This window comes from Streptomyces sp. NPDC052701, from assembly GCF_040678355.1.
In the GTDB taxonomy this organism is placed as follows: domain Bacteria; phylum Actinomycetota; class Actinomycetes; order Streptomycetales; family Streptomycetaceae; genus Streptomyces.
The window spans coordinates 137,236-155,754 of record NZ_JBFATO010000013.1 but is presented as its reverse complement, the minus strand read 5'-3'; the positions used below and the strand labels follow the sequence as shown (position 1 = coordinate 155,754).

15 protein-coding genes are annotated in these 18,519 nt (G+C 74.8%); 8 read left to right on the top strand and 7 right to left on the bottom strand.

Annotated elements, in window-relative coordinates; translation table 11 throughout:
• Positions 1 to 196: 196 nt before the first annotated feature.
• The 3 genes from AB0L29_RS17555 (at position 197) to AB0L29_RS17545 (ending at position 3,330) form a co-directional block, all read left to right on the top strand.
• Entirely contained in the window at positions 197 to 862 is a 666-nt protein-coding gene (locus AB0L29_RS17555) for a DUF3105 domain-containing protein (RefSeq protein WP_365828017.1), read from the top strand.
• The gene (locus tag AB0L29_RS17550; RefSeq protein WP_365828015.1) at positions 859 to 1,479 is read left to right on the top strand and encodes a DUF305 domain-containing protein; all 621 of its coding nucleotides are present in this window, start codon (positions 859 to 861) and stop codon (positions 1,477 to 1,479) included. The genes AB0L29_RS17555 and AB0L29_RS17550 overlap by 4 nt, the downstream gene beginning before the upstream one ends.
• 96 nt (positions 1,480 to 1,575) lie before the next feature.
• Complete coding sequence (locus tag AB0L29_RS17545) at positions 1,576 to 3,330, top strand: NAD+ synthase (protein WP_365828013.1); 1,755 nt, start codon at positions 1,576 to 1,578, stop codon at positions 3,328 to 3,330.
• A gap of 168 nt (positions 3,331 to 3,498) precedes the next feature.
• Here the strand turns inward: AB0L29_RS17545 and AB0L29_RS17540 are convergent, their stop codons facing one another.
• The 4 genes from AB0L29_RS17540 to AB0L29_RS17525 form a co-directional block, all read right to left on the bottom strand.
• Complete coding sequence (locus tag AB0L29_RS17540; RefSeq protein ID WP_365828086.1) at positions 3,499 to 4,716, bottom strand: MFS transporter; 1,218 nt, start codon at positions 4,714 to 4,716, stop codon at positions 3,499 to 3,501.
• Between the two features lie 136 nt (positions 4,717 to 4,852).
• A complete protein-coding gene (locus AB0L29_RS17535) occupies positions 4,853 to 5,902 on the bottom strand; it encodes an endonuclease/exonuclease/phosphatase family protein (RefSeq protein WP_365828011.1) in 1,050 nt (349 codons plus the stop codon).
• A gap of 259 nt (positions 5,903 to 6,161) precedes the next feature.
• Entirely contained in the window at positions 6,162 to 6,812 is a 651-nt protein-coding gene (locus tag AB0L29_RS17530; protein ID WP_365828009.1) for a TetR/AcrR family transcriptional regulator, read from the bottom strand.
• A gap of 46 nt (positions 6,813 to 6,858) precedes the next feature.
• On the bottom strand, positions 6,859 to 8,454 hold the full coding sequence (locus AB0L29_RS17525; RefSeq protein ID WP_365828007.1) for an MFS transporter: 1,596 nt from the start codon (positions 8,452 to 8,454) through the stop codon (positions 6,859 to 6,861).
• A gap of 227 nt (positions 8,455 to 8,681) precedes the next feature.
• Here AB0L29_RS17525 and panB point away from each other — a divergent pair, with 227 nt between their 5' ends.
• The 3 genes from panB to AB0L29_RS17510 all read left to right on the top strand — a co-directional run bounded on the left by panB (position 8,682) and on the right by AB0L29_RS17510 (position 11,557).
• Complete coding sequence (gene panB, locus AB0L29_RS17520) at positions 8,682 to 9,557, top strand: 3-methyl-2-oxobutanoate hydroxymethyltransferase (RefSeq protein ID WP_365828005.1); 876 nt, start codon at positions 8,682 to 8,684, stop codon at positions 9,555 to 9,557.
• Positions 9,558 to 9,689: 132 nt separating this feature from the next.
• Positions 9,690 to 10,709, top strand: coding sequence for an ATP-binding cassette domain-containing protein (locus AB0L29_RS17515; RefSeq protein ID WP_365828003.1), 1,020 nt, complete (start codon positions 9,690 to 9,692; stop codon positions 10,707 to 10,709).
• A complete protein-coding gene (locus AB0L29_RS17510) occupies positions 10,706 to 11,557 on the top strand; it encodes an ABC transporter permease (protein ID WP_365828001.1) in 852 nt (283 codons plus the stop codon). The genes AB0L29_RS17515 and AB0L29_RS17510 overlap by 4 nt, the downstream gene beginning before the upstream one ends.
• 24 nt (positions 11,558 to 11,581) lie before the next feature.
• On the opposite strand, the gene AB0L29_RS17505 is transcribed toward AB0L29_RS17510, so the two are convergent.
• Positions 11,582 to 15,232 (bottom strand): BTAD domain-containing putative transcriptional regulator, encoded by a 3,651-nt coding sequence (locus tag AB0L29_RS17505; protein WP_365827999.1) that lies wholly within the window; start codon positions 15,230 to 15,232, stop codon positions 11,582 to 11,584.
• A gap of 300 nt (positions 15,233 to 15,532) precedes the next feature.
• Here AB0L29_RS17505 and AB0L29_RS17500 point away from each other — a divergent pair, with 300 nt between their 5' ends.
• A complete protein-coding gene (locus AB0L29_RS17500) occupies positions 15,533 to 16,333 on the top strand; it encodes a site-2 protease family protein (protein ID WP_365827997.1) in 801 nt (266 codons plus the stop codon).
• A 64-nt stretch (positions 16,334 to 16,397) separates the two neighbouring features.
• On the opposite strand, the gene AB0L29_RS17495 is transcribed toward AB0L29_RS17500, so the two are convergent.
• Together AB0L29_RS17495 and npdG are read right to left on the bottom strand one after the other, a co-directional pair.
• Complete coding sequence (locus AB0L29_RS17495) at positions 16,398 to 16,571, bottom strand: hypothetical protein (protein ID WP_365827995.1); 174 nt, start codon at positions 16,569 to 16,571, stop codon at positions 16,398 to 16,400.
• Positions 16,572 to 16,625: 54 nt separating this feature from the next.
• The gene (gene npdG / locus AB0L29_RS17490; protein WP_365827993.1) at positions 16,626 to 17,345 is read right to left on the bottom strand and encodes an NADPH-dependent F420 reductase; all 720 of its coding nucleotides are present in this window, start codon (positions 17,343 to 17,345) and stop codon (positions 16,626 to 16,628) included.
• A gap of 462 nt (positions 17,346 to 17,807) precedes the next feature.
• Between npdG and AB0L29_RS17485 the strand changes: the two genes are divergently transcribed.
• The gene (locus AB0L29_RS17485; protein WP_365827991.1) at positions 17,808 to 18,410 is read left to right on the top strand and encodes a hypothetical protein; all 603 of its coding nucleotides are present in this window, start codon (positions 17,808 to 17,810) and stop codon (positions 18,408 to 18,410) included.
• Positions 18,411 to 18,519: the final 109 nt, after the last annotated feature.

The window sequence follows — 18,519 nt, the reverse complement described above, 5'->3', positions numbered from 1 at the left end:
GGTACTGCCCTGTCGCCCATCTTGCCCCGTGAGCGGCGGCCCCGTAACGGCCGGACGACCGCTCTCGCAGCGTAGTGGTCACCTGTTCGACCCGGAAACTCCGCGCCATTCCCGCGCTCTCCCCCTACGAGCGGTCCCGCCTTCCCCATTACGATCAGCGGACCCGTCCGTCCCCTTCCGCAGAAGGACACACCCCATGGGTTCCGCCAAGAAGAGCAGCAGCCCGGCACGCAAGGCGCGCATAGAGGAGATGCGGCGCGCCGAGCAGGCCCGGGAGCGCCGCAATCGCATCCTCGCCGTCGCCACCAGCGTGGTGGTCGTCGCCGGGCTGGTCGTCGGAGGTGTCGTCCTCGTGCGGTCGCAGTCCGGCGACGACGACAGCGCGGCGAGCGACGCCAAGACGTCCGGCAGCTTCGTGACGGGCAAGGACGGCGTACGGGCCTGGAAGGGCACGCTGGGCCGCAACCACGTCACCAAGGCCGTGAAGTACCCGGTCCGGCCCCCGGTCGGCGGCGACCACAACCCGGTGTGGATGAACTGCGACGGCGACGTCTACACCGACGAGATCAACAACACCAACGCCGTGCACTCGCTGGAGCACGGCGCGGTGTGGGTGACGTACAACAGCAAGGCGCCCAAGGCCGACGTCGAGGCGCTCGCGGCGAAGGTGGAGAAGACGCCGTACACGCTGATGAGCCCGGTCGAGGGCCAGAAGGACCCGATCATGCTCACGGCGTGGGGCCACCAGCGCACGGTGACCGGGGCGGACGACCCGAACGTGGACAAGTTCTTCGAGACGTACGTCCAGGGCAAGCAGACGCCCGAGCCCGGCGCCGCCTGCACGAACGGGCTGTCCGAGTGAGACTGGCGGGAGCGGTCGCGGGGGCCGCGGCGGCGGTGCTCGTCGCGGCCGGCGCGATCACCTACGCGGTCGCCGGGGACGACGGCGCGGGCAGGACCCCCTCCGCCGGGTCGGCGGACGCCGGGTTCGCGCGCGACATGGCGGTCCACCACCAGCAGGCCGTGGAGATGTCGTACATCGTGCGTGACCGCACCGAGGACGAGGAGGTCCGGCGGCTCGCGTACGACATCGCGCAGACGCAGGCCAACCAGCGCGGCATGCTGCTGGGCTGGCTCGACCTGTGGGGGCTGCCGAAGGTGTCCGCCGACCCGCCGATGGCCTGGATGGGCATGGGCGGCACGGCCTCCGGCGAGGACGGCGCGCTGATGCCGGGCATGGCGACCGACACGGAGCTGGAGAAGCTGCGGGGGCTGGACGGGAAGCGGGCCGAGGTCTTCTACCTGCAGCTCATGACGGACCATCACAAGGGCGGCGTCCACATGGCCGAGGGCTGTGCCGCCCGGTGCACGGTGGGCGTGGAGAAACGGCTCGCGCAGGGCATGGTGGAGGCGCAGGAGTCGGAGATCGCGCTGATGGCGGACATGCTGGAGGAGCGGGGCGCCCGGCCGCGGCCGTAGCGCGGGCCCGGGACCCGTCCCGCCGGGTGGGCCCGCCCGGGCGGGACGGGTCACGCACCACCCCATTGCGTCGCTCTGACGATTACACTGGGCGGCGTGCCTCAACTACGCCTCGCCCTGAACCAGATCGACAGCAGTGTCGGCGACCTCACCGGGAACACCGAGACCATCCTGCGCTGGACCCGGCACTCCGCCGGGCAGGGGGCGCACCTCGCGGTGTTCCCGGAGATGGCGCTGACCGGGTATCCCGTCGAGGACCTGGCCCTCAGGTCGTCCTTCGTGGAGGCGTCCCGCGCGGCCCTGCGCTCGCTCGCGGCGCGGCTGGCCGCCGAGGGCTTGGGGGAGCTGCCGGTGATCGTCGGCTACCTCGACCGCTGCGAGACCGCCCAGCCCAGGTACGGCCAGCCGGCGGGCGCCCCGCAGAACGCGGCGGCGGTGCTGCACCGCGGCGAGGTGGTGCTGGCCTTCGCCAAGCACCACCTGCCGAACTACGGCGTCTTCGACGAGTTCCGCTACTTCGTGCCCGGCGACACCATGCCGGTCCTGCGGCTGCACGGCGTCGACATCGCCCTGGCCATCTGCGAGGACCTGTGGCAGGACGGCGGGCGGGTCCCCGCCGCGCGCTCGGCGAAGGCCGGGCTCCTGGTCTCGGTCAACGCCTCGCCCTACGAGCGCGACAAGGACGACACCCGTCTGGAGCTGGTCCGCAAGCGGGCCCAGGAGGCGGGCTGCACGACGGCGTACCTGGCCATGACCGGCGGCCAGGACGAGCTGGTCTTCGACGGCGACTCGATCGTCGTCGACCGGGACGGGAAGGTCGTCGCGCGGGCACCGCAGTTCACCGAGGGCTGCGTGGTCCTGGACCTGGACCTGCCGGCCGCCGCGGCCGACGCACCGGCCGGCGTGGTCGACGACGGGCTGCGCATCGACCGGGTCGTCCTGTCCGAGGAGCCGCTGCCCGCGTACGAGCCGGAGCACACCGGCGGCCACGCGGACCGGCTGGAGGACGACGAGGAGGTGTACTCGGCACTGGTGGCGGGCCTGCGGGCGTACGTCCGCAAGAACGGGTTCGGGTCGGTCCTGGTCGGCCTGTCCGGCGGTATCGACTCCGCCCTGGTCGCGGCGATCGCGTGCGACGCGCTGGGCGCGCGGAACGTGTACGGGGTGTCCATGCCGTCCAGGTACTCCTCGGAGCACTCCAGGGACGACGCGGCGGAGCTGGCCCGCCGGACGGGCCTGAACCACCGCACGGTCCCCATCGAGCCGATGTTCGACGCGTACATGGGGTCGCTGGGCCTGACGGGCCTGGCGGAGGAGAACCTCCAGTCGCGCCTGCGGGGCACGCTGCTGATGGCGATCTCCAACCAGGAGGGCCACCTCGTCCTGGCGCCCGGCAACAAGTCGGAGCTGGCGGTCGGCTACTCGACCCTGTACGGCGACTCGGTGGGCGCGTACGGCCCCATCAAGGACGTCTACAAGTCGTCGGTCTTCCGGCTGGCCGAGTGGCGCAACCGGGCGGCGCGGGAGCGCGGCCGGACCCCGCCGATCCCGGAGAACTCGATCACCAAGCCGCCGAGCGCGGAGCTGCGGCCCGGGCAGGTCGACACGGACTCGCTGCCGGACTACCCGGTGCTGGACGCGATCCTCGACCTGTACGTGGACCGGGACCGGGGCGCGGACGAGATCGTCGCGGCCGGCTTCGACCGCGACCTGGTCACGAGGGTCCTGCGGATGGTGGACACCGCCGAGTACAAGCGGCGGCAGTACCCGCCGGGGACGAAGATCTCGGTGAAGGGGTTCGGGAAGGACCGGCGGCTGCCGGTCACGAACCGGTGGCGGGAGACGGCGTAGCGGGGGCCGTACCGGTGGCGGTCCGCACGGGGACCGCCACCGGTTCGCCGCGGCGGGGCCGGACGCGCCCCGCGCCGGGCCGCGTCCGGCCCCGGGCCTCGGGCGTGACGGGGTGGACGGGGTGGGACCGGGGCGTGTCCCGGCCGCCGCCTCCGGCCCGGGCGCCCGTCAGCGGCGCACCGCCTGCGCGTCCTGCGGCACGTTCCCGGCGACCACGCGCTCGCGGGAGCCCCGCGGCACCCGGCGCCGGTCCACCGCGTACGCCGTCGCGGCCACGGCCAGGCCCAGCACGGCCAGGGCCGCGCCCGTCAGGGCCGGGGACGTCACGCCGTGGCCCGCCGCCAGCGCGAGACCGCCGATCCAGGCTCCGCCGGCGTTGGCCAGGTTGAAGGCGGCCTGGTTGGCGGAGGACGCCAGGGACGGGGCGGAGGCGGCCTTCTCCATGACCGTCAGCTGGAGCGGGGAGCCGGTGACGAAGGCCGCCGTGCCGAGCAGCGTCACGGCCGCGGCAGCGCTCCACGCCGTGCTCATCAGCAGCGGGAAGAGGGCCAGTACCGCCGCGAGCGCGGTCAGGCCGCCGAACAGGGTGGCGCGCAGGGAGTGGTCGGCCAGCCGGCCGCCCAGCAGGTTGCCGGCCGTCGCGCCCACGCCGAACAGGGCCAGCAGCAGCGTCACGCTGGTCTCGGCGTACCCGGCGGCGTCGGTGAGCATCGGCGTGATGTAGCTGTAGGCGGCGAAGAGCGCGCCGAAGCCCGCGACCGTGGTGCCCAGCGCCAGCCAGACGGGCAGGGAGCGCAGCGCGGCCAGTTCGCCGCGCAGGCCCGTCGCGGTGGCCTGGGCGCGGTCGTGCGGGACCAGGAGCGCGAGCGAGGCGATCGCCGCCACGCCGATCGCGCCGACGCCGAGGAACGCGGCCCGCCAGCCCAGGTGCTGGCCCATGAGGGTCGCCGCCGGCACGCCCACGACGTTCGCGACCGTCAGGCCGAGGAACATCAGCGAGACCGAGCGGGCCCTGCGCTCCGGGGCCGCCATGCCGGCGGCGACCACCGCGCCCACGCCGAAGAAGGCGCCGTGCGGCAGGCCGCTGAGCAGGCGGGCGGCCAGCAGCCAGTGCTGGTCGGGGGCGAGGGCCGACAGGGCGTTGCCCGCCACGAACAGGCCCATCAGGGCGATCAGGACCGTACGGCGGGACATCCGCGCGGTCGCCGCCGCCAGCAGCGGGGCGCCGATGACGACGCCGAGCGCGTACGCCGAGACCAGGTGGCCGGCGGCGGGGATCGAGATGCCCAGGTCGTCCGCGACGTCGGGCAGCAGCCCCATCATCACGAACTCGGTGGTACCGATGCCGAAGGCACCCACGGCGAGGGCGAGCAGGGCCAGGGGCATGAAGAACCTCTCGAGACTTTCGGGCGCGTTCGGCACGCGTATGTTCAACTACGGAACAAAGTCTCTCAGGAGGAGTGTTCCGCGAGGTGACGGCCCGGTTGCCGGAAAGTGCCGAAACCGGGCCGACCTGCGGCTTTCAGGAGCCGGATGTGGCGACCTTCACACGGGCCGCGACCGGCAGGTGGTCGCTGCCCGTCTGCGGCAGCGTCCACGAGCTCTCCGGCTCGATGCCCTTGACCATGATCTGGTCGATCCGCGCCATCGGGAACGAGGCCGGCCAGCTGAACCCGAACCCGCTGCCCGCGGCGCCCTGCGTGGAGCGCATCTGGGAGGTGACGGCGTTGAGCGCGCGGTCGTTCATGGTGCCGTTCAGGTCGCCGAGCAGCACGACCTTCGTCAGCCGCTCGCCGGCGATGGCCTCGCCGAGGGCGTCCGCGCTCTTGTCGCGCTGGCGGGCCGTGAACCCGGCCTCCAGCTTCACGCGCACGGACGGCAGGTGCGCGACGTACACCGCGACCCGGCCGGCCGGGGTGGCCACGGTGGCGCGCATCGCCCGCGTCCAGCCCAGCTTGATGTCCACCGCCCGCACGTCGCTCAGCGGGTACTTGCTCCACAGCCCGACCGTGCCCTGCACCGAGTGGTACCGGTACGTCGGCGCCAGCGCCCTCTCGTACGTCGGGACGGCGCTCGCGGTGAGCTCCTCCAGGGCCAGCACGTCGGCGCCGGAGGCGGCCACGTCGCGTGCGGTGCCGGACGGGTCGGCGTTGTCGGCGTTGACGTTGTGGGTGGCCACCGTCAGGCCGCCGCCCCCGGTGGCCTTGTCGGTGAGCAGGCCGCCGAAGAGGTTCAGCCACACGACGGCCGGCACCAGCACCGCGATCAGCGCGGTCGCCGAGCGGCGGACCAGGGCGAGCAGCAGCAGCACCGGGACGAGCGCGCCCAGCCAGGGCAGGAAGGTCTCGATGAGGCTGCCGAGGTTGCCGACCGCGTTCGGGATGCGGGAGTGGACCAGCATGACGCCGGCCAGCAGCACCGCGCACCCGGCCACGATCACGCCGCGCCGCCAGATCCGCCGGTCGCCGCGCCAGCCGGCCGTCAGGCGGTCGAACAGGCGCCGAAGCCGGGTCCCTGGACGCTCGGGTCCCGAGCCGCCTGCCGTCTCCGTCATGTACGCCTGCTGCGCCATACCGTCGCCTCACAACCTGCCGTGCACACCGTCTTCCCCCCGTGCCTCCAAGACCCTAGGGGATGATCGGCTCCGTTCCCGCCGTCCTGCGACGGCCGTACGGGGGCGAGGACGCACGAGCCGCGCGCGTGAGTTCCGGCCGCGGACGCGGAAAGCGCCCTCTGTGACGAAACGCGCACACTGGGCCCTGCCGGCCGGCCCCCGCCCCGCCGTCGAACTCCCGCTCCCCGGGCGGACGGCGGGAGTCCGGCGGCGGGGCTCAGGGCCGCGGGAGCCGCGCGGCGAGGGGCGGCGGGCCGGCCGGGCGCAGCCCTTCGAGGAGGGTGTCGACCACCTGTTCCGCGAGGTCCTCCGGGAGGTCGGCGTCCGGGTGCAGGACGGCGCGCACCAGGAGGGGGCCGACGAAGAGGTCGTACAGCAGTTCCGCGTCGACGTCGGCGCGCAGTTCGCCGCTGCGCTGGCCGCGGCGCAGGACCTCCAGGCCGGCCCTGCGGCGCGGGGCGACGACGGTCTTGTGGTACGCGGCCCAGATCCCCGGGCTGTTCTTCATCTGGACGCGGACGTTGTGCAGGATCGCCGACGCGCGGTCGGCCAGGCCGCGGCGGCGCAGCGCCTCCAGCAGGATCACGAGGTCCTCGCGCACCGAGGTGCCCGGGAGCTGGGGGTCGGGCGGCTCGGCGGCGCGCAGCACGTCGACGAAGAGCTCCTCCTTGCCTCTCCAGCGGCGGTAGATGGTGGCCTTGCCGACCCCGGCGGTGCGGGCGATGCGCTCGATGGACAGCTCCGCGAGCGGCACGCCCTCCTCCAGGAGCCCCATGACGCCCTCGATGATGGCGCGTTCGGCGGACTCACTGCGGGGGCGGCCCCTCGGGGGGCCGTCCTGGCGGGGGTGGCTTCCGGCGAGGCTCACGTCACTGCGTCCTTTCCGCGGGCTGGGGCGGTGCTCGGTCGGCGGGCTACTCCGCCGCCCCCAACTCTGCCTCCTGCGCGCCCTTTCCGGGCACCTGCCGCTTCCCCGGGAGGAACAGGGCCACCACGATCGCGCCGATCACGGCGACGCCCGCGCCCCACAGGGCGGTGATGTGCATGGCGTGCAGGAACGCGTCGTGGGCCGGTCCGACCAGGTCCCTGCCCCGCGGGCCGAGCTTCGCGGCGACGCCCAGGGTGGCCTCGACGGACTCGCCCGCGGTGTGGCGCAGGCCGGCCGGCAGCGCGCCGAGGCTGCCCTCGATGTCCGTGCGGTAGGCGGTGGACAGGACCGAGCCGAGGACCGCGATGCCGAGGGCGCCGCCGACCTGCCGGAAGGTGTTGCTGAGCGCGGAGGCCGAGCCGGCCTTCTCGCGGGGCAGGGCCTGCATGACGACGACGCTGACCGGGGTCATGACGTGCGCCATGCCGGTGCCCATGAGGAAGAAGACGGCTTCCAGGATCCAGAGGGGCGTGTCGGCGTCCAGGGTGGCGAAGGCGGCCAGCATGGCGGCGAGGAGGAGCATGCCGGCCGTGGTGGTGGCCCTGTTGCCGAAGCGGTCGACGAGCAGCCGGGCGCGCGGCGCGAAGAGCATCTGGGCGGCGGCCAGCGGCAGCAGCAGCAGGCCGGTCTCCAGCGGGGAGTAGCCGCGCACGCTCTGGGTGTAGAAGACCGCGAAGAAGGTCACGCCCATCAGCGCGAAGAAGACCAGCGCGACGGCGGCGATCGCGGCCGAGAAGGCCTTGTTCCTGAAGTACGTGACGTCGAGGGAGGGATGGTCGCTGCGCTTCTCGTGGACGACGAAGGCGACGAGGACGGCGAGGCCGGCGCCGATCGTCGACAGCACGGTCGCGTCGGTGAAGTCGGCGAGTTCGCCGCCCTTGATGACGCCGTGCACGAGCAGGACGAGGCCGACGACGGACAGCACGGCCCCGACGGGGTCGAGGCGTCCGGGGCGCGGGTCGCGGGAGTCGGGCACCAGCCACAGCATCAGGACGAGCGCGAGCAGCACGATCGGCACGTTGACCAGGAAGACCGAGCCCCACCAGAAGTGTTCCAGGAGGACACCGCCGGTGATCGGGCCGATGGCGATGGCGAGGCCCACGCCGCCCGCCCAGATGCCGATGGCCTTGGGCTGCTCCTCGCGCTCGAAGACGTTCATGAGGACGGCGAGGGTGGCCGGCATGACGAACGCGGCGCCCAGGCCCATCACCCCCCGGAAGGCGACCAGTTCGCCGGGCGAGCCGGAGAAGGCGGCGAGCGCGGAGCCGACGCCGAACACGGTCAGGCCGCCGAGCAGCACCTTCTTGCGCCCCAGCCGGTCGCCCAGCAGGCCGGCCGTGAACAGCAGGCCCGCGAAGACGAGGGTGTAGGCGTTGATCGCCCACTCCAGCTCGCTCTGGGTGGCCCCCAGGCCGGTCGGGGCGGGGGTGGAGATCGTCTTGACGGCGACGTTCAGGATCGAGTTGTCCAGCACCACGATCAGCAGGCTCAGCATCAGTACGCCGAGGATCGCCCAGCGCCGCCGGTGCACGGCTTCCGGTATCCGGGGGCTGTGGCGGGCGCGGTCGGGGGAAGTGGTCATGCCGCCGAGGGTAGAGGATTTACGATACGACACCGTCTCGTATCTTATTGTTTTTACCCGACTCTTACGCGCCGGACCGGCCCCGCCGCGGCCGCCGCGGGCCCGCGGCGGGGCCGGTCCGGAGGTGACGGGGGTCCCCTAGCCGTCGGTGACACGAGGTGCCACCATGGATGTGGTCCGGGGACGCCGTCAGGGCGCCTCGAGATGACGTGTAAGGAGCCGTTGCCATGACGCAGCTTTCGGCTGCCCAGAACGCGCAGCAGAAGTCCTCCGACGGCAGCAGGGCGCTGTACGGGGGCAAGAGCACCCGCCGTGTCACCGTCCGCGACATCGCCGCCGCCAAGGAACGCGGCGAGAAGTGGCCCATGCTCACCGCGTACGACGCGATGACCGCCTCCGTCTTCGACGAGGCCGGGATCCCGGTGATCCTCGTCGGCGACTCGGCGGGCAACTGCCACCTCGGGTACGACACCACCGTGCCCGTCACGCTCGACGAGATGACCATGCTGTCCGCCGCCGTCGTACGCGGCACCCGGCGCTCCCTGATCGTCGGCGACCTGCCCTTCGGCTCGTACCAGGAGGGGCCGGTGCAGGCGCTGCGCTCGGCGACCCGGCTGGTGAAGGAGGCCGGGGTCGGTGCCGTCAAGCTGGAGGGCGGCGAGCGCTCGCACGAGCAGATCAGGCTCCTGGTGGAGTCCGGGATCCCGGTGATGGCGCACATCGGTCTGACGCCGCAGTCCGTGCACGCCATGGGCTACCGCGTGCAGGGGCGCGGCGAGGAGGCGGCCCAGCAGCTGCTGCGGGACGCCAAGGCCGTGCAGGACGCGGGGGCGTTCGCGGTCGTCCTGGAGCTGGTGCCGGCGGAACTGGCGGCCGAGGTGACGCGGACCCTGCACATCCCGACGGTCGGGATCGGCGCGGGCGCGCAAACCGACGCCCAGGTGCTGGTGTGGACCGACATGCTCGGGCTGACCGGGGGCCGGGTGCCCAAGTTCGTGAAGCAGTACGCCGATCTGCGCACGGTGATGGGCGACGCGGTGAAGGCGTTCGCCGAGGACGTGGTCGGCGGAACGTTCCCGCAGGAGGAGCACTCCGTCCACTGAGCCACTGCGGCACCACGGGCGGCCCCGCCGATCTTCCCCCGTCGGCGGGGCCCGCCCTTTTCCGCGCCGCCGTCGGCGCCCTGTCGGCGGCTTGTAGACGGTTTGTCGGCCGGCACCGGCACCCTCGTCGGCATGACGCGAATCGACAAGAACCCCGGCGGCAGTGCCGTCACCGTGCGGGGGCTGGTCAAGCACTACGGGGAGACCAGGGCACTGGACGGCGTCGACCTGGAGGTGCGGGAGGGCACCGTGATGGGGGTGCTCGGCCCGAACGGGGCCGGGAAGACCACCCTCGTGCGGATCCTGTCCACCCTGCTGGCCCCCGACGCCGGGCAGGCCGTCGTCGCCGGTTACGACGTCGTACGGCAGCCGCGGCAGCTGCGGCGGGTGATCGGGCTGACCGGGCAGTACGCCTCGGTCGACGAGAAGCTGCCGGGCTGGGAGAACCTGTACATGATCGGGCGGCTGCTCGACCTGTCCCGCAGGGAGGCACGCGCGCGCGCCGACGAGATGCTGGAACGGTTCTCCCTCACCGAGGCCGCCGGGCGGCCGGCCGGCACCTACTCCGGCGGGATGCGGCGGCGGCTCGACCTGGCCGCCTCGATGATCGGCCGGCCGGTCGTGCTGTACCTCGACGAACCCACCACCGGCCTGGACCCGCGGACCCGCAACGAGGTGTGGGACGAGGTCAAGCGCATGGTCGGGGACGGGGTGACGGTGCTGCTGACCACGCAGTACATGGAGGAGGCCGAGCAGCTCGCCTCCGAACTCACCGTCGTCGACCGGGGCAAGGTCGTCGCGAGCGGCGGGACCGAGGAGCTGAAGGCGAGGGTCGGGGGCCGTACGCTGCGGGTCCGCCCGGCCGACCCGGCGCAGCTGCGGCCGCTCGCCGGGGCCCTCGACGGCCTGGGCATCACCGGGCTGGCGGGCACCACCGTGGACGCCGAGCGCGGGAGCGTCCTGGTGCCGATCCTCAGCGACGAGCAGCTGACCGCGGTGATCGGCGCGGTCGGCGCGCACGGCATCACCCTCGCCTCCCTCACCACCGAACTGCCCAGCCTGGACGAGGTGTTCCTGTCCCTCACCGGCCACCGCGCCGGTGCCCCGCAGGACGCAGCGCCCGCCGACGCCCGCGAGGAGGCCGCCGTATGAGCGCCCACCCGTCGCCCTCCACCGCCCCGCACCGGGCGCCCGTCGCCGCCCCCTCGCTCACCGCCGACGCCCGCATCCCCCTGCGGGCCCACCTGCGGCACACCGGGGCGCTGATCCGGCGCAACCTGCTGTGGATCCGGCAGGACCCGGAGTCCATGTTCGACGCCGTGCTGTTCCCGGTCGTCTTCACGCTGCTGTTCGTGTACGTCTTCGGCGGATCGATCGGGCAGTCGCTGGGCGGCGGGCAGGACGCGTACGTGCAGTACATCGTGCCCGGGCTGATGGCCATGATGGGCATGAACATGGCCCAGGGGGTGGGGACCGGCTTCAACCAGGACTTCAACACCGGTGTCATGGACCGCTTCCGGTCCCTGCCGATCGGCCGCGGCTCGGTGCTGTTCGCCAAGATCGCCGTGGAGCTGGTGCGGATGCTGCTGGCGACCGTGATCCTCATGGTCGTCGGCGTCCTGGTCGGTTTCGACATCACCGACTGGCCGGGCCTGCTGGCCGCCGTGGGCCTGTCCGCGCTGTTCGGCTCCGCCCTGATGTGGATCTTCCTCACCCTCGGCGTGGTGATGAAGAACGCGCAGTCGGTGCAGGCGATGGGCTTCCTGGTGCTGATGCCGTTGCAGTTCGGCTCGTCGATCTTCGCGCCGCCCCAGTCCATGCCGGGCTGGCTGCAGAACTTCACCGACTACAACCCGCTGTCCTCGCTCGCGGACGCCGCGCGCGGGCTGATGGTGGGCGGCCCGGTCGCGCACGACCTGTGGCTGACCGTGGCCTGGTCGGTGGCCATCACGGCGGTGATGGCACCGGTGGCCGTCCACAAGTTCCGCACGAGGACCTGACGCGCGGCGGCGGGCCGCCGCGCGTCAGACGAGGGCGGTGGCCTCCGGGAAGGAGAGGCCGCCGCCCTCGGCGTACGCGGCCTCGTACGCCGGGCCGTCGAGCAGCGCCCTGGTGCGCCGTTCCGCGTCCGCGCGCACCCGGCGCTCCTGCCGGGCCGGGACGTGGCCGGGCGGCAGCAGGGCGTCGGCGGCCCCCAGGCAGCGGGCCGCGTCACGGGCCCGCCGCTCACCGCCCAGGCCGGCCAGCGCCACCGCGGCGACCGTCAGGTACGCGGAGCGCATGTGGGGCGTCATGGCCTCGGACAGCGGGTCGGCGGCCCGCTCCAGCGCCTTCCGTATCGTCTCCAGGCACTGCTCGTAGCGGCCGTCGACCGCATCCAGCCAGGCTTCCGCGCCGAGGATGAACGCGTCGAAGACGACGTAGTGCGCGATGCGGAACTCCTCGCGCAGCAGCCGCAGGTGCTCGCGCCCCTCGGCGGTGCGGCCGGTCATGCCGAGCCAGCCGACCAGGAAGAGCCGGGCCGCGGGCAGCGCCTCGTTGTGGCCGCAGCGCGTCCGGGCGATCACGTCGCGCAGCAGCCGCTCGCCGCGCTCGCCCTCGCCCGCCTCCAGCAGCGCGGCGCCCAGGCGGGCGCTGAGCACGGCCGTCTGGGCGCGGGCGCCCAGGCGTTCGGCGCGTTCGACGGCCGCCTCGTAGTCGGCGGCGGCGGCCCGGTACTCGCCGGTGCGTTCGTGGGCCTCGCCGCGCGCCGAGAGCGCCTCGGCGGTGCCCCACTCGTCGCCCAGACGCCGGTGGATCTCCAGCGCCTCGTCGGCGTCCCGGGCCGCGCCGCCGGCCCAGTCGGCGCGGTTGGCCAGGAAGTTGGCGCGGATCTGCAGATTGATGGCCAGCTCCCAGTCGAACCCGGGCGTCCGGCGGCAGGTGCGCACGGCGGCGTCGACGGCGGTGCGCAGCCGGTCCATGTCGCCGGTCAGCATCACGGCGAAGACCCAGTACGCGCCGGGCGGACGGCAGGTCTGCGGCAGGCCCGGTTCGTAGGCGGCGGCGACGGCGCGCAGCTTGTCCTGCGCCTGCGGGTTCTGCCAGTCGTCCAGTTCGGTGTCCATGTAGGCCAGATGGGCCAGGTGCACCCCGCGCCGGGCCTCCGCCAGCACCTCGCCGGTCATCGGCGGCGGGGCGTCGGTGCAGCGCTGCCACACCGGCGCGGCGGGCCGCACCGGCTCGGCGAACGGGTCGGGGCCCAGGGCCATGACCTCCCGGCACCAGTTGCGGGCCTCGATGCGCAGATCGCGCATCTGCCAGTACCAGACCAGGGACAGCACCAGGCACAGCGCCTCCTGCTCGTCGCGCCGGGCGACGGCGTGCCGCAGGGCGGTGCGCAGGTTCTCGTACTCCCGCTCCAGCCGCCCGATGGCGGCGCGCTGGCCGGAGCCGCGCAGCAACGGGTCGGTGGTGCGGGCCAGTTCGCGGTAGTACGTCAGGTGCGCGTGCTCCGCCTCCGCGCGCTGCCCCGCCTCCTCGAGCCGGGCGCCCGCGTACTCGGCGACCGTCTCCAGCAGCCGGTAGCGCATCGCGCCGCCGTCCGAGGGCGCGGCGACGACCAGGGACTTGTCGACGAGCGAGGCGAGCGCCTCCAGGGCGGCCGGGCCGCACACGGCCTCGGCGGCGGCGAGGTCGCAGCCGCCCGCGAAGACGGACAGCCGCCGCAGCACGTCCCGTTCGTCCTCGTCGAGCAGGTCCCAGGACCAGTCGACCACGGCCCGCAGGGTCTGCTGGCGGGGCAGGACGGTACGGCTGCCGGAGGTGAGCAGGCGGAAGCGGTCGTCGAGCCGGTCGGCGATCTGGCGGGGCGTCAGCATCCGGAGCCGGGCCGCCGCGAGCTCGATGGCCAGCGGCAGGCCGTCCAGGCGCCGGCAGATCTCGGCGCAGGCGTCCGGATCGTCCGTCACCCGGAAGCCCGGCCGGGCGGCGGCCCCTCGGTCGGCGAGCAGCCGCAGCGCGACCGGCTCGGGCAGCGGCTCCACCGGGCGCAGCAGCTCCCCCGGCACACCCAGGGGTTCCCGGCTGGTGGCGAGCACCGTCAGGCCCGGGCAGCGCTCCAGCAGCTCCTCGGCCAGGCGGGCGACCGCGTCGACGACGTGTTCGCAGTTGTCGAGGATCAGCAGCATCCGGCGCCTGCCGCAGTGCTCGGCGAGACGCTCGACGGGGTCGTCGTGCCGGTCGGCGACGGCGGCCCGGATGCTCTCGGCGCCGGCGCCGTAGAGCACGGTCTCGCGGGCGCCGACGGCGGTGAGGACGGCCTCCGGCACGGCGTCGGGGTCGTCGACCGGCGCGAGTTCGGCCAGCCACACGCCGTCCGGCACGGCGTGCCGGACGGTCTCGGCGGCCTCCTGCGACAGCCGGGTCTTCCCGGCCCCGCCGGGCCCGAGCAGGGTGACCAGCCGGGCCGCCGCGAGGTCGCCCCGGATGGCCTCGATGTCGGCCTCCCGGCCAACGAAGGAGGTGAGGCGGGCACGGAGGTTGCCCGGGGCGGGGTCCGGGGCGGCGGGAGCGGTGCGGAGCCCGGGGGAGTCCGGGGCGGCGCTTCCCGCGCCGGCGCGGGAAGGCGTGGAGTCCGGGAAGCCGTGGGGCGCGCCGCCGTGGCCGGAGGGCCCGGAGGCGGCGGGCCCTGAGGCTGCGGGCCCGGAGGCTCCCGCGCCACCGCTCGCAGGCACGGCGGCCGCGGGGCCGGAGGGCTCCGCGCCGCGGCCGCAGGACCCGGGGTCCGCGGGGCCGGGGTCCGCGGGGCCGGAGGCACCCGTGCCGCCGGGGGAAGGCGTGGGGCCCGGCGGGCCGGACGCTCCCCCCGCGCCCTCGGGAGGTCCGGGCTCGGCGAGGGGGTGCGGCCGGGCGGCCCGGGGCGGGCGCGCGGCGCCCGGCGCGGTGGAACCGCCGGTCCTGGACTCCCCCGGACCGAGCAACTCCGCGTGCAGGGCGCGCAGTTCCGGGCCGGGGTCCGCGCCCAGGCGGTCCGCGAGCAGGTGCCGTACGTCCTCGTAGGCGGCCAGCGCCTCGGCGGTGCGGCCCGCGTCGCGCAGGGCGCGCAGCCGCAGGGCCTGGAGGGATTCGTCCAGGGGATGGCCGTCGCACAGGGCGGTCAGCTCCGGCAGGGACTGCTCGGCGTGGCCCAGGGCGAGGGCGGCGGTGTGGCGGGCGCGCAGCACGTCCAGGTGCCGGGTCTCCCAGCGGGCCGCCTCGGCGGTGCGGTCGGGCAGGTCGGCGAGGGCGGGGCCGCGCCACAGGGCGAGGGCGTCGTCGAGGACGACGGCCGCCTTGGCGGGGTCGCCGTCGGCCAGGGCGCGCAGGCCCTCGCCGGCCAGCCGCTCGAAACGGTGCAGGTCGATGTCGTCGGGGGCGGCCGTGAGGCGGTAGCCGCCCTCCGCGGAGGCGACCGCGTCCGCCCCGAGGGACCGGCGCAGCCGTCCGACCAGCGCCTGTAGCGCGCCGGGCGCGTCGGCGGGCGGGGCGCCGTCCCAGACCTCGTCGATCAGGAGCCCGACGGGGACGGCGCGGCCGGCGCGCAGGGCGAGCACGGTGAGCAGGGCACGCAGCCGGGCCCCGCCGACGGGGGCGGTGGTGCCGTCGGGGCGGAGTGCCTGGGTGGGGCCGAGGATGCGGTAGCGCACGGGGTCCATTGTCTCCGGGGGTCGGTTCGGTCGGACGGGCGGTGCGGGGCGGGGCGGGTGCCCGGGGCGGGCCGGTTCCGCCGGTGGTCGTCGCGCGCGGGTGCCGGTACGGGGCGGGGCGGGTGGCGCGGGTCCGGCGCCAGGCGGCTCCGCCGGATCCGCGCCGCGGGCCCCGCCCGCGTCCCCCACCCTCTCCGGAACCGGCGGCCCCCGCGAGACGTTTTCCGCGTGCGCCCGGTACGGTCGGGCCGTCCGTCCCCGCACGTCACCCGTACGTCCCCTCGCGTGTCCGAGAGCCCAGGGAGCCCGATGACCACCGCAGCCACCCGCCGCAGCGACCGGCGGATCAGTGCCGTCTTCGTCGGGCTCCTGGCCGTCACGGCGGTGACGGGGTGGGCCACCTGGACCGGGTTCGCCGCGCAGCCCGGCGTGGCCGTGTTCCTCTTCGTGACGGCCGCCTGGATCGTCTCCCTGTGCCTGCACGAGTACGCGCACGCGCGCACGGCCCTGCACAGCGGCGACATCTCGGTCGGCGCGAAGGGCTACCTCACGCTCAATCCCCTGAAGTACACGCACGCGCTGCTCAGCATCGTGCTCCCGGTGATCTTCGTGATCATGGGGGGCATCGGGCTTCCCGGCGGCGCCGTCTTCATCGAGCGCGGGCGCATCCGGGGCCGCTGGCGGCACAGCCTGATCTCGGCGGCGGGCCCGCTGACGAACGTGCTGTTCGCCGTCGTGTGCACGGCCCCGTTCTGGCTGGACGCGCTGGACGGCGTGCCCGCCGGCTTCCGGTTCGCGCTGGCCTTCCTGGCGCTGCTGCAGGTGACGGCCGCGATCCTGAACTCCCTGCCGGTGCCGGGCCTGGACGGCTACGGCGTCGTCGAGCCCTGGCTGCCGTACGGCGTCCGGCGGCAGGTGGAGCCCTTCGCCCCGTTCGGCCTGCTCCTCGTCTTCGCGCTGCTGTGGGTGCCGTCGGTGAACGGCGCGTTCTTCGGCGTGGTGGACTCGGTCCTGGCGGCGCTGGGCGTCTCGGACCTCGAGACGTACTGCGGTCAGGAGCTGTACCGCTTCTGGCAGGGCACGAACGAGTACTGCCCGGCCGGGTCGTGAGCCGGGGCCTTTCGTCCGGGGCGGGCCGGACCCCGCGAGCCCGGCACGATCCGGACGAGAGGCCCTAGCCGCGCCGGGCGTCCCGGCCGCGCTTCACGTAGTACCAGGCCATGTTCGACGACAGCCCGGCCAGCAGCACCCAGACGACGCCCAGCCAGCTGCCCCGCACGAAGGAGACCACGGCCGCGGCCACGGCGAGGACGCAGACGACGAGGGCGTAGAGGGCGAGGCGGGGCATGGCGCGGGCTCCTGTCGGGGGACACTGCTACGCCGACCAGTGTCCCCCATGGGCTCACACGTCCGTGACGCGGAGCCCCGCGTGCGCCTTGTAGCGGCGGTTGACGGAGATCAGGTTCGCGACCAGCGCCTCCACCTGGTGGGCGTTGCGCAGCCGCCCGGCGAAGACGCCGCGCATGCCGGGGATGCGGCCGGCCAGCGCCTGCACGGTCTCCACGTCGGCGCGCGCCTCGCCCAGCACCATGACGTCGGTGTCGATCTCCTCGATCTCCGGGTCCTGCAGCAGCACCGCCGACAGGTGGTGGAAGGCGGCCGTGACCCGGGAGTCCGGGAGCAGGGCGGCGGCCTGCTCGGCGGCGCTGCCCTCCTCGGGCCTGAGCGCGTAGGCGCCCTTCTTGTCGAAGCCGAGCGGGTTGACGCAGTCGACGACGAGCTTGCCCGCCAGTTCCCCGCGCAGGGACGCCAGGGTCTCGCCGTGGCCCTCCCACGGCACGGCGACGATCACCACGTCGCTGCGGCGGGCGCACTCGGCGTTGTCGGCGCCCTCGATGCCGTGTCCGAGCTCCTCGGCGGCGGCCCGGGCCCGTTCCGCGGCCCGGGAACCGATGATCACCTTCTGGCCCGCCTTGGCGAAGCGGTAGGCCAGCCCCTTGCCCTGCGGCCCGGTCCCGCCGAGCACGCCGACGACGAGTCCGGAGACGTCGGGCAGGTCCCAGGGGTCCTTGGCGGGAGCCTTCTGTGCGCTGTCGGTGGCAGCACTGTCGGTAGAGGTCATGGGCCGACTCTACGTCCGCCCCCGGCCGCCCTCGCACGCCCCCGGCCGCCCCTCGTACGCCCCGGCGGCCTCCCGCACGCGCGCGGGTCCGGGTGGGCTCCGTCGCGGGCGCCCGCCGGAGGGCGGTCGCCCCGCGGGCGCCGAAGGCGCCGCTCCCGTACGGCGGCCCGGCGGTGCCGGCACCGGTCCGGCCCGAGCCGGCCCGAGCCGGGCCGGGCCGGACCGAGCCGGGCCGGGCCGGACCGAGCCGGGCCGGGCCGGACCGAGCCGGGCCGGGCCGCGGTACGCGGCGACCGGGGCGACGACGGCCGGGGTGCCGGCGACCGGGGGCCGGGATGAGGAAACCGGCGGACCCCACGGGTGTTCGACGCCGGCACGGGTGATCCGTCCCCGTGCCCGGGTCGAGCGAATGCGGGGTGAACTCCAGATCACGGAAGACCGGTTGCGGCAGGATGCGGCCCCATGGATGCCGTACGGGTCGCGCTGCTGAGGGAGGTGCTCGCCGGGACCGAGTGGCTCGGGGCCACGCGGCGGTTCGCGGGGGTGCTGCGGGGATCGGTGGTGTCGCACGGGGGCGGGCTGCTGCTCGTGAGCACCGAGGAGTACGAGCCGTGGCACCTGGCGGCGCACCTGGTGGACGAGGCCGCCTGGTCGGGCACGCCGGAGCTGGTCCCGACCCTGGTACGGCACGACGCGCGCCCGTCGGATCCGCCGCACCTGGCGGTCGGGCCGGGGCGGCTGACGGCGGCACGGCGCGGGGAGACGCTGCTGGTGGTGGCGGAGCGGGGGCCCGGCGCTCCGCTGCTGGAGCGGGTGCACGACGCCCGGCGGGCCGGGGCGACGGTGCTGGCCCTCGGCCCCGGCGAGGGGGAGCTGCCGGCGATGGCCCACGAGGCGCTGGCCGTGCCGGACGGCTCGGAGCTGGACCTGGACACGGTGCAGCACCTGGTCGGCGCGGCGGCCGGGGAGAACGCGGTACCGGCGCCACGGGGGCGGCGGCGCTTCCGGGACCGCCTGGCGAGGCTGGCGGAACAGGTGACGGCTCCTCCGCCGGCGCACTGGTAGCCGCGGGACCGTGCCCGGACGGCCCCGCCCGCCCCTCCGGCGGGCGGGACGGGCGCGCCGGCCGCGCACGGCCGCGGCGCACCCGCCCCCGCATCCGCACCCGCCCCGC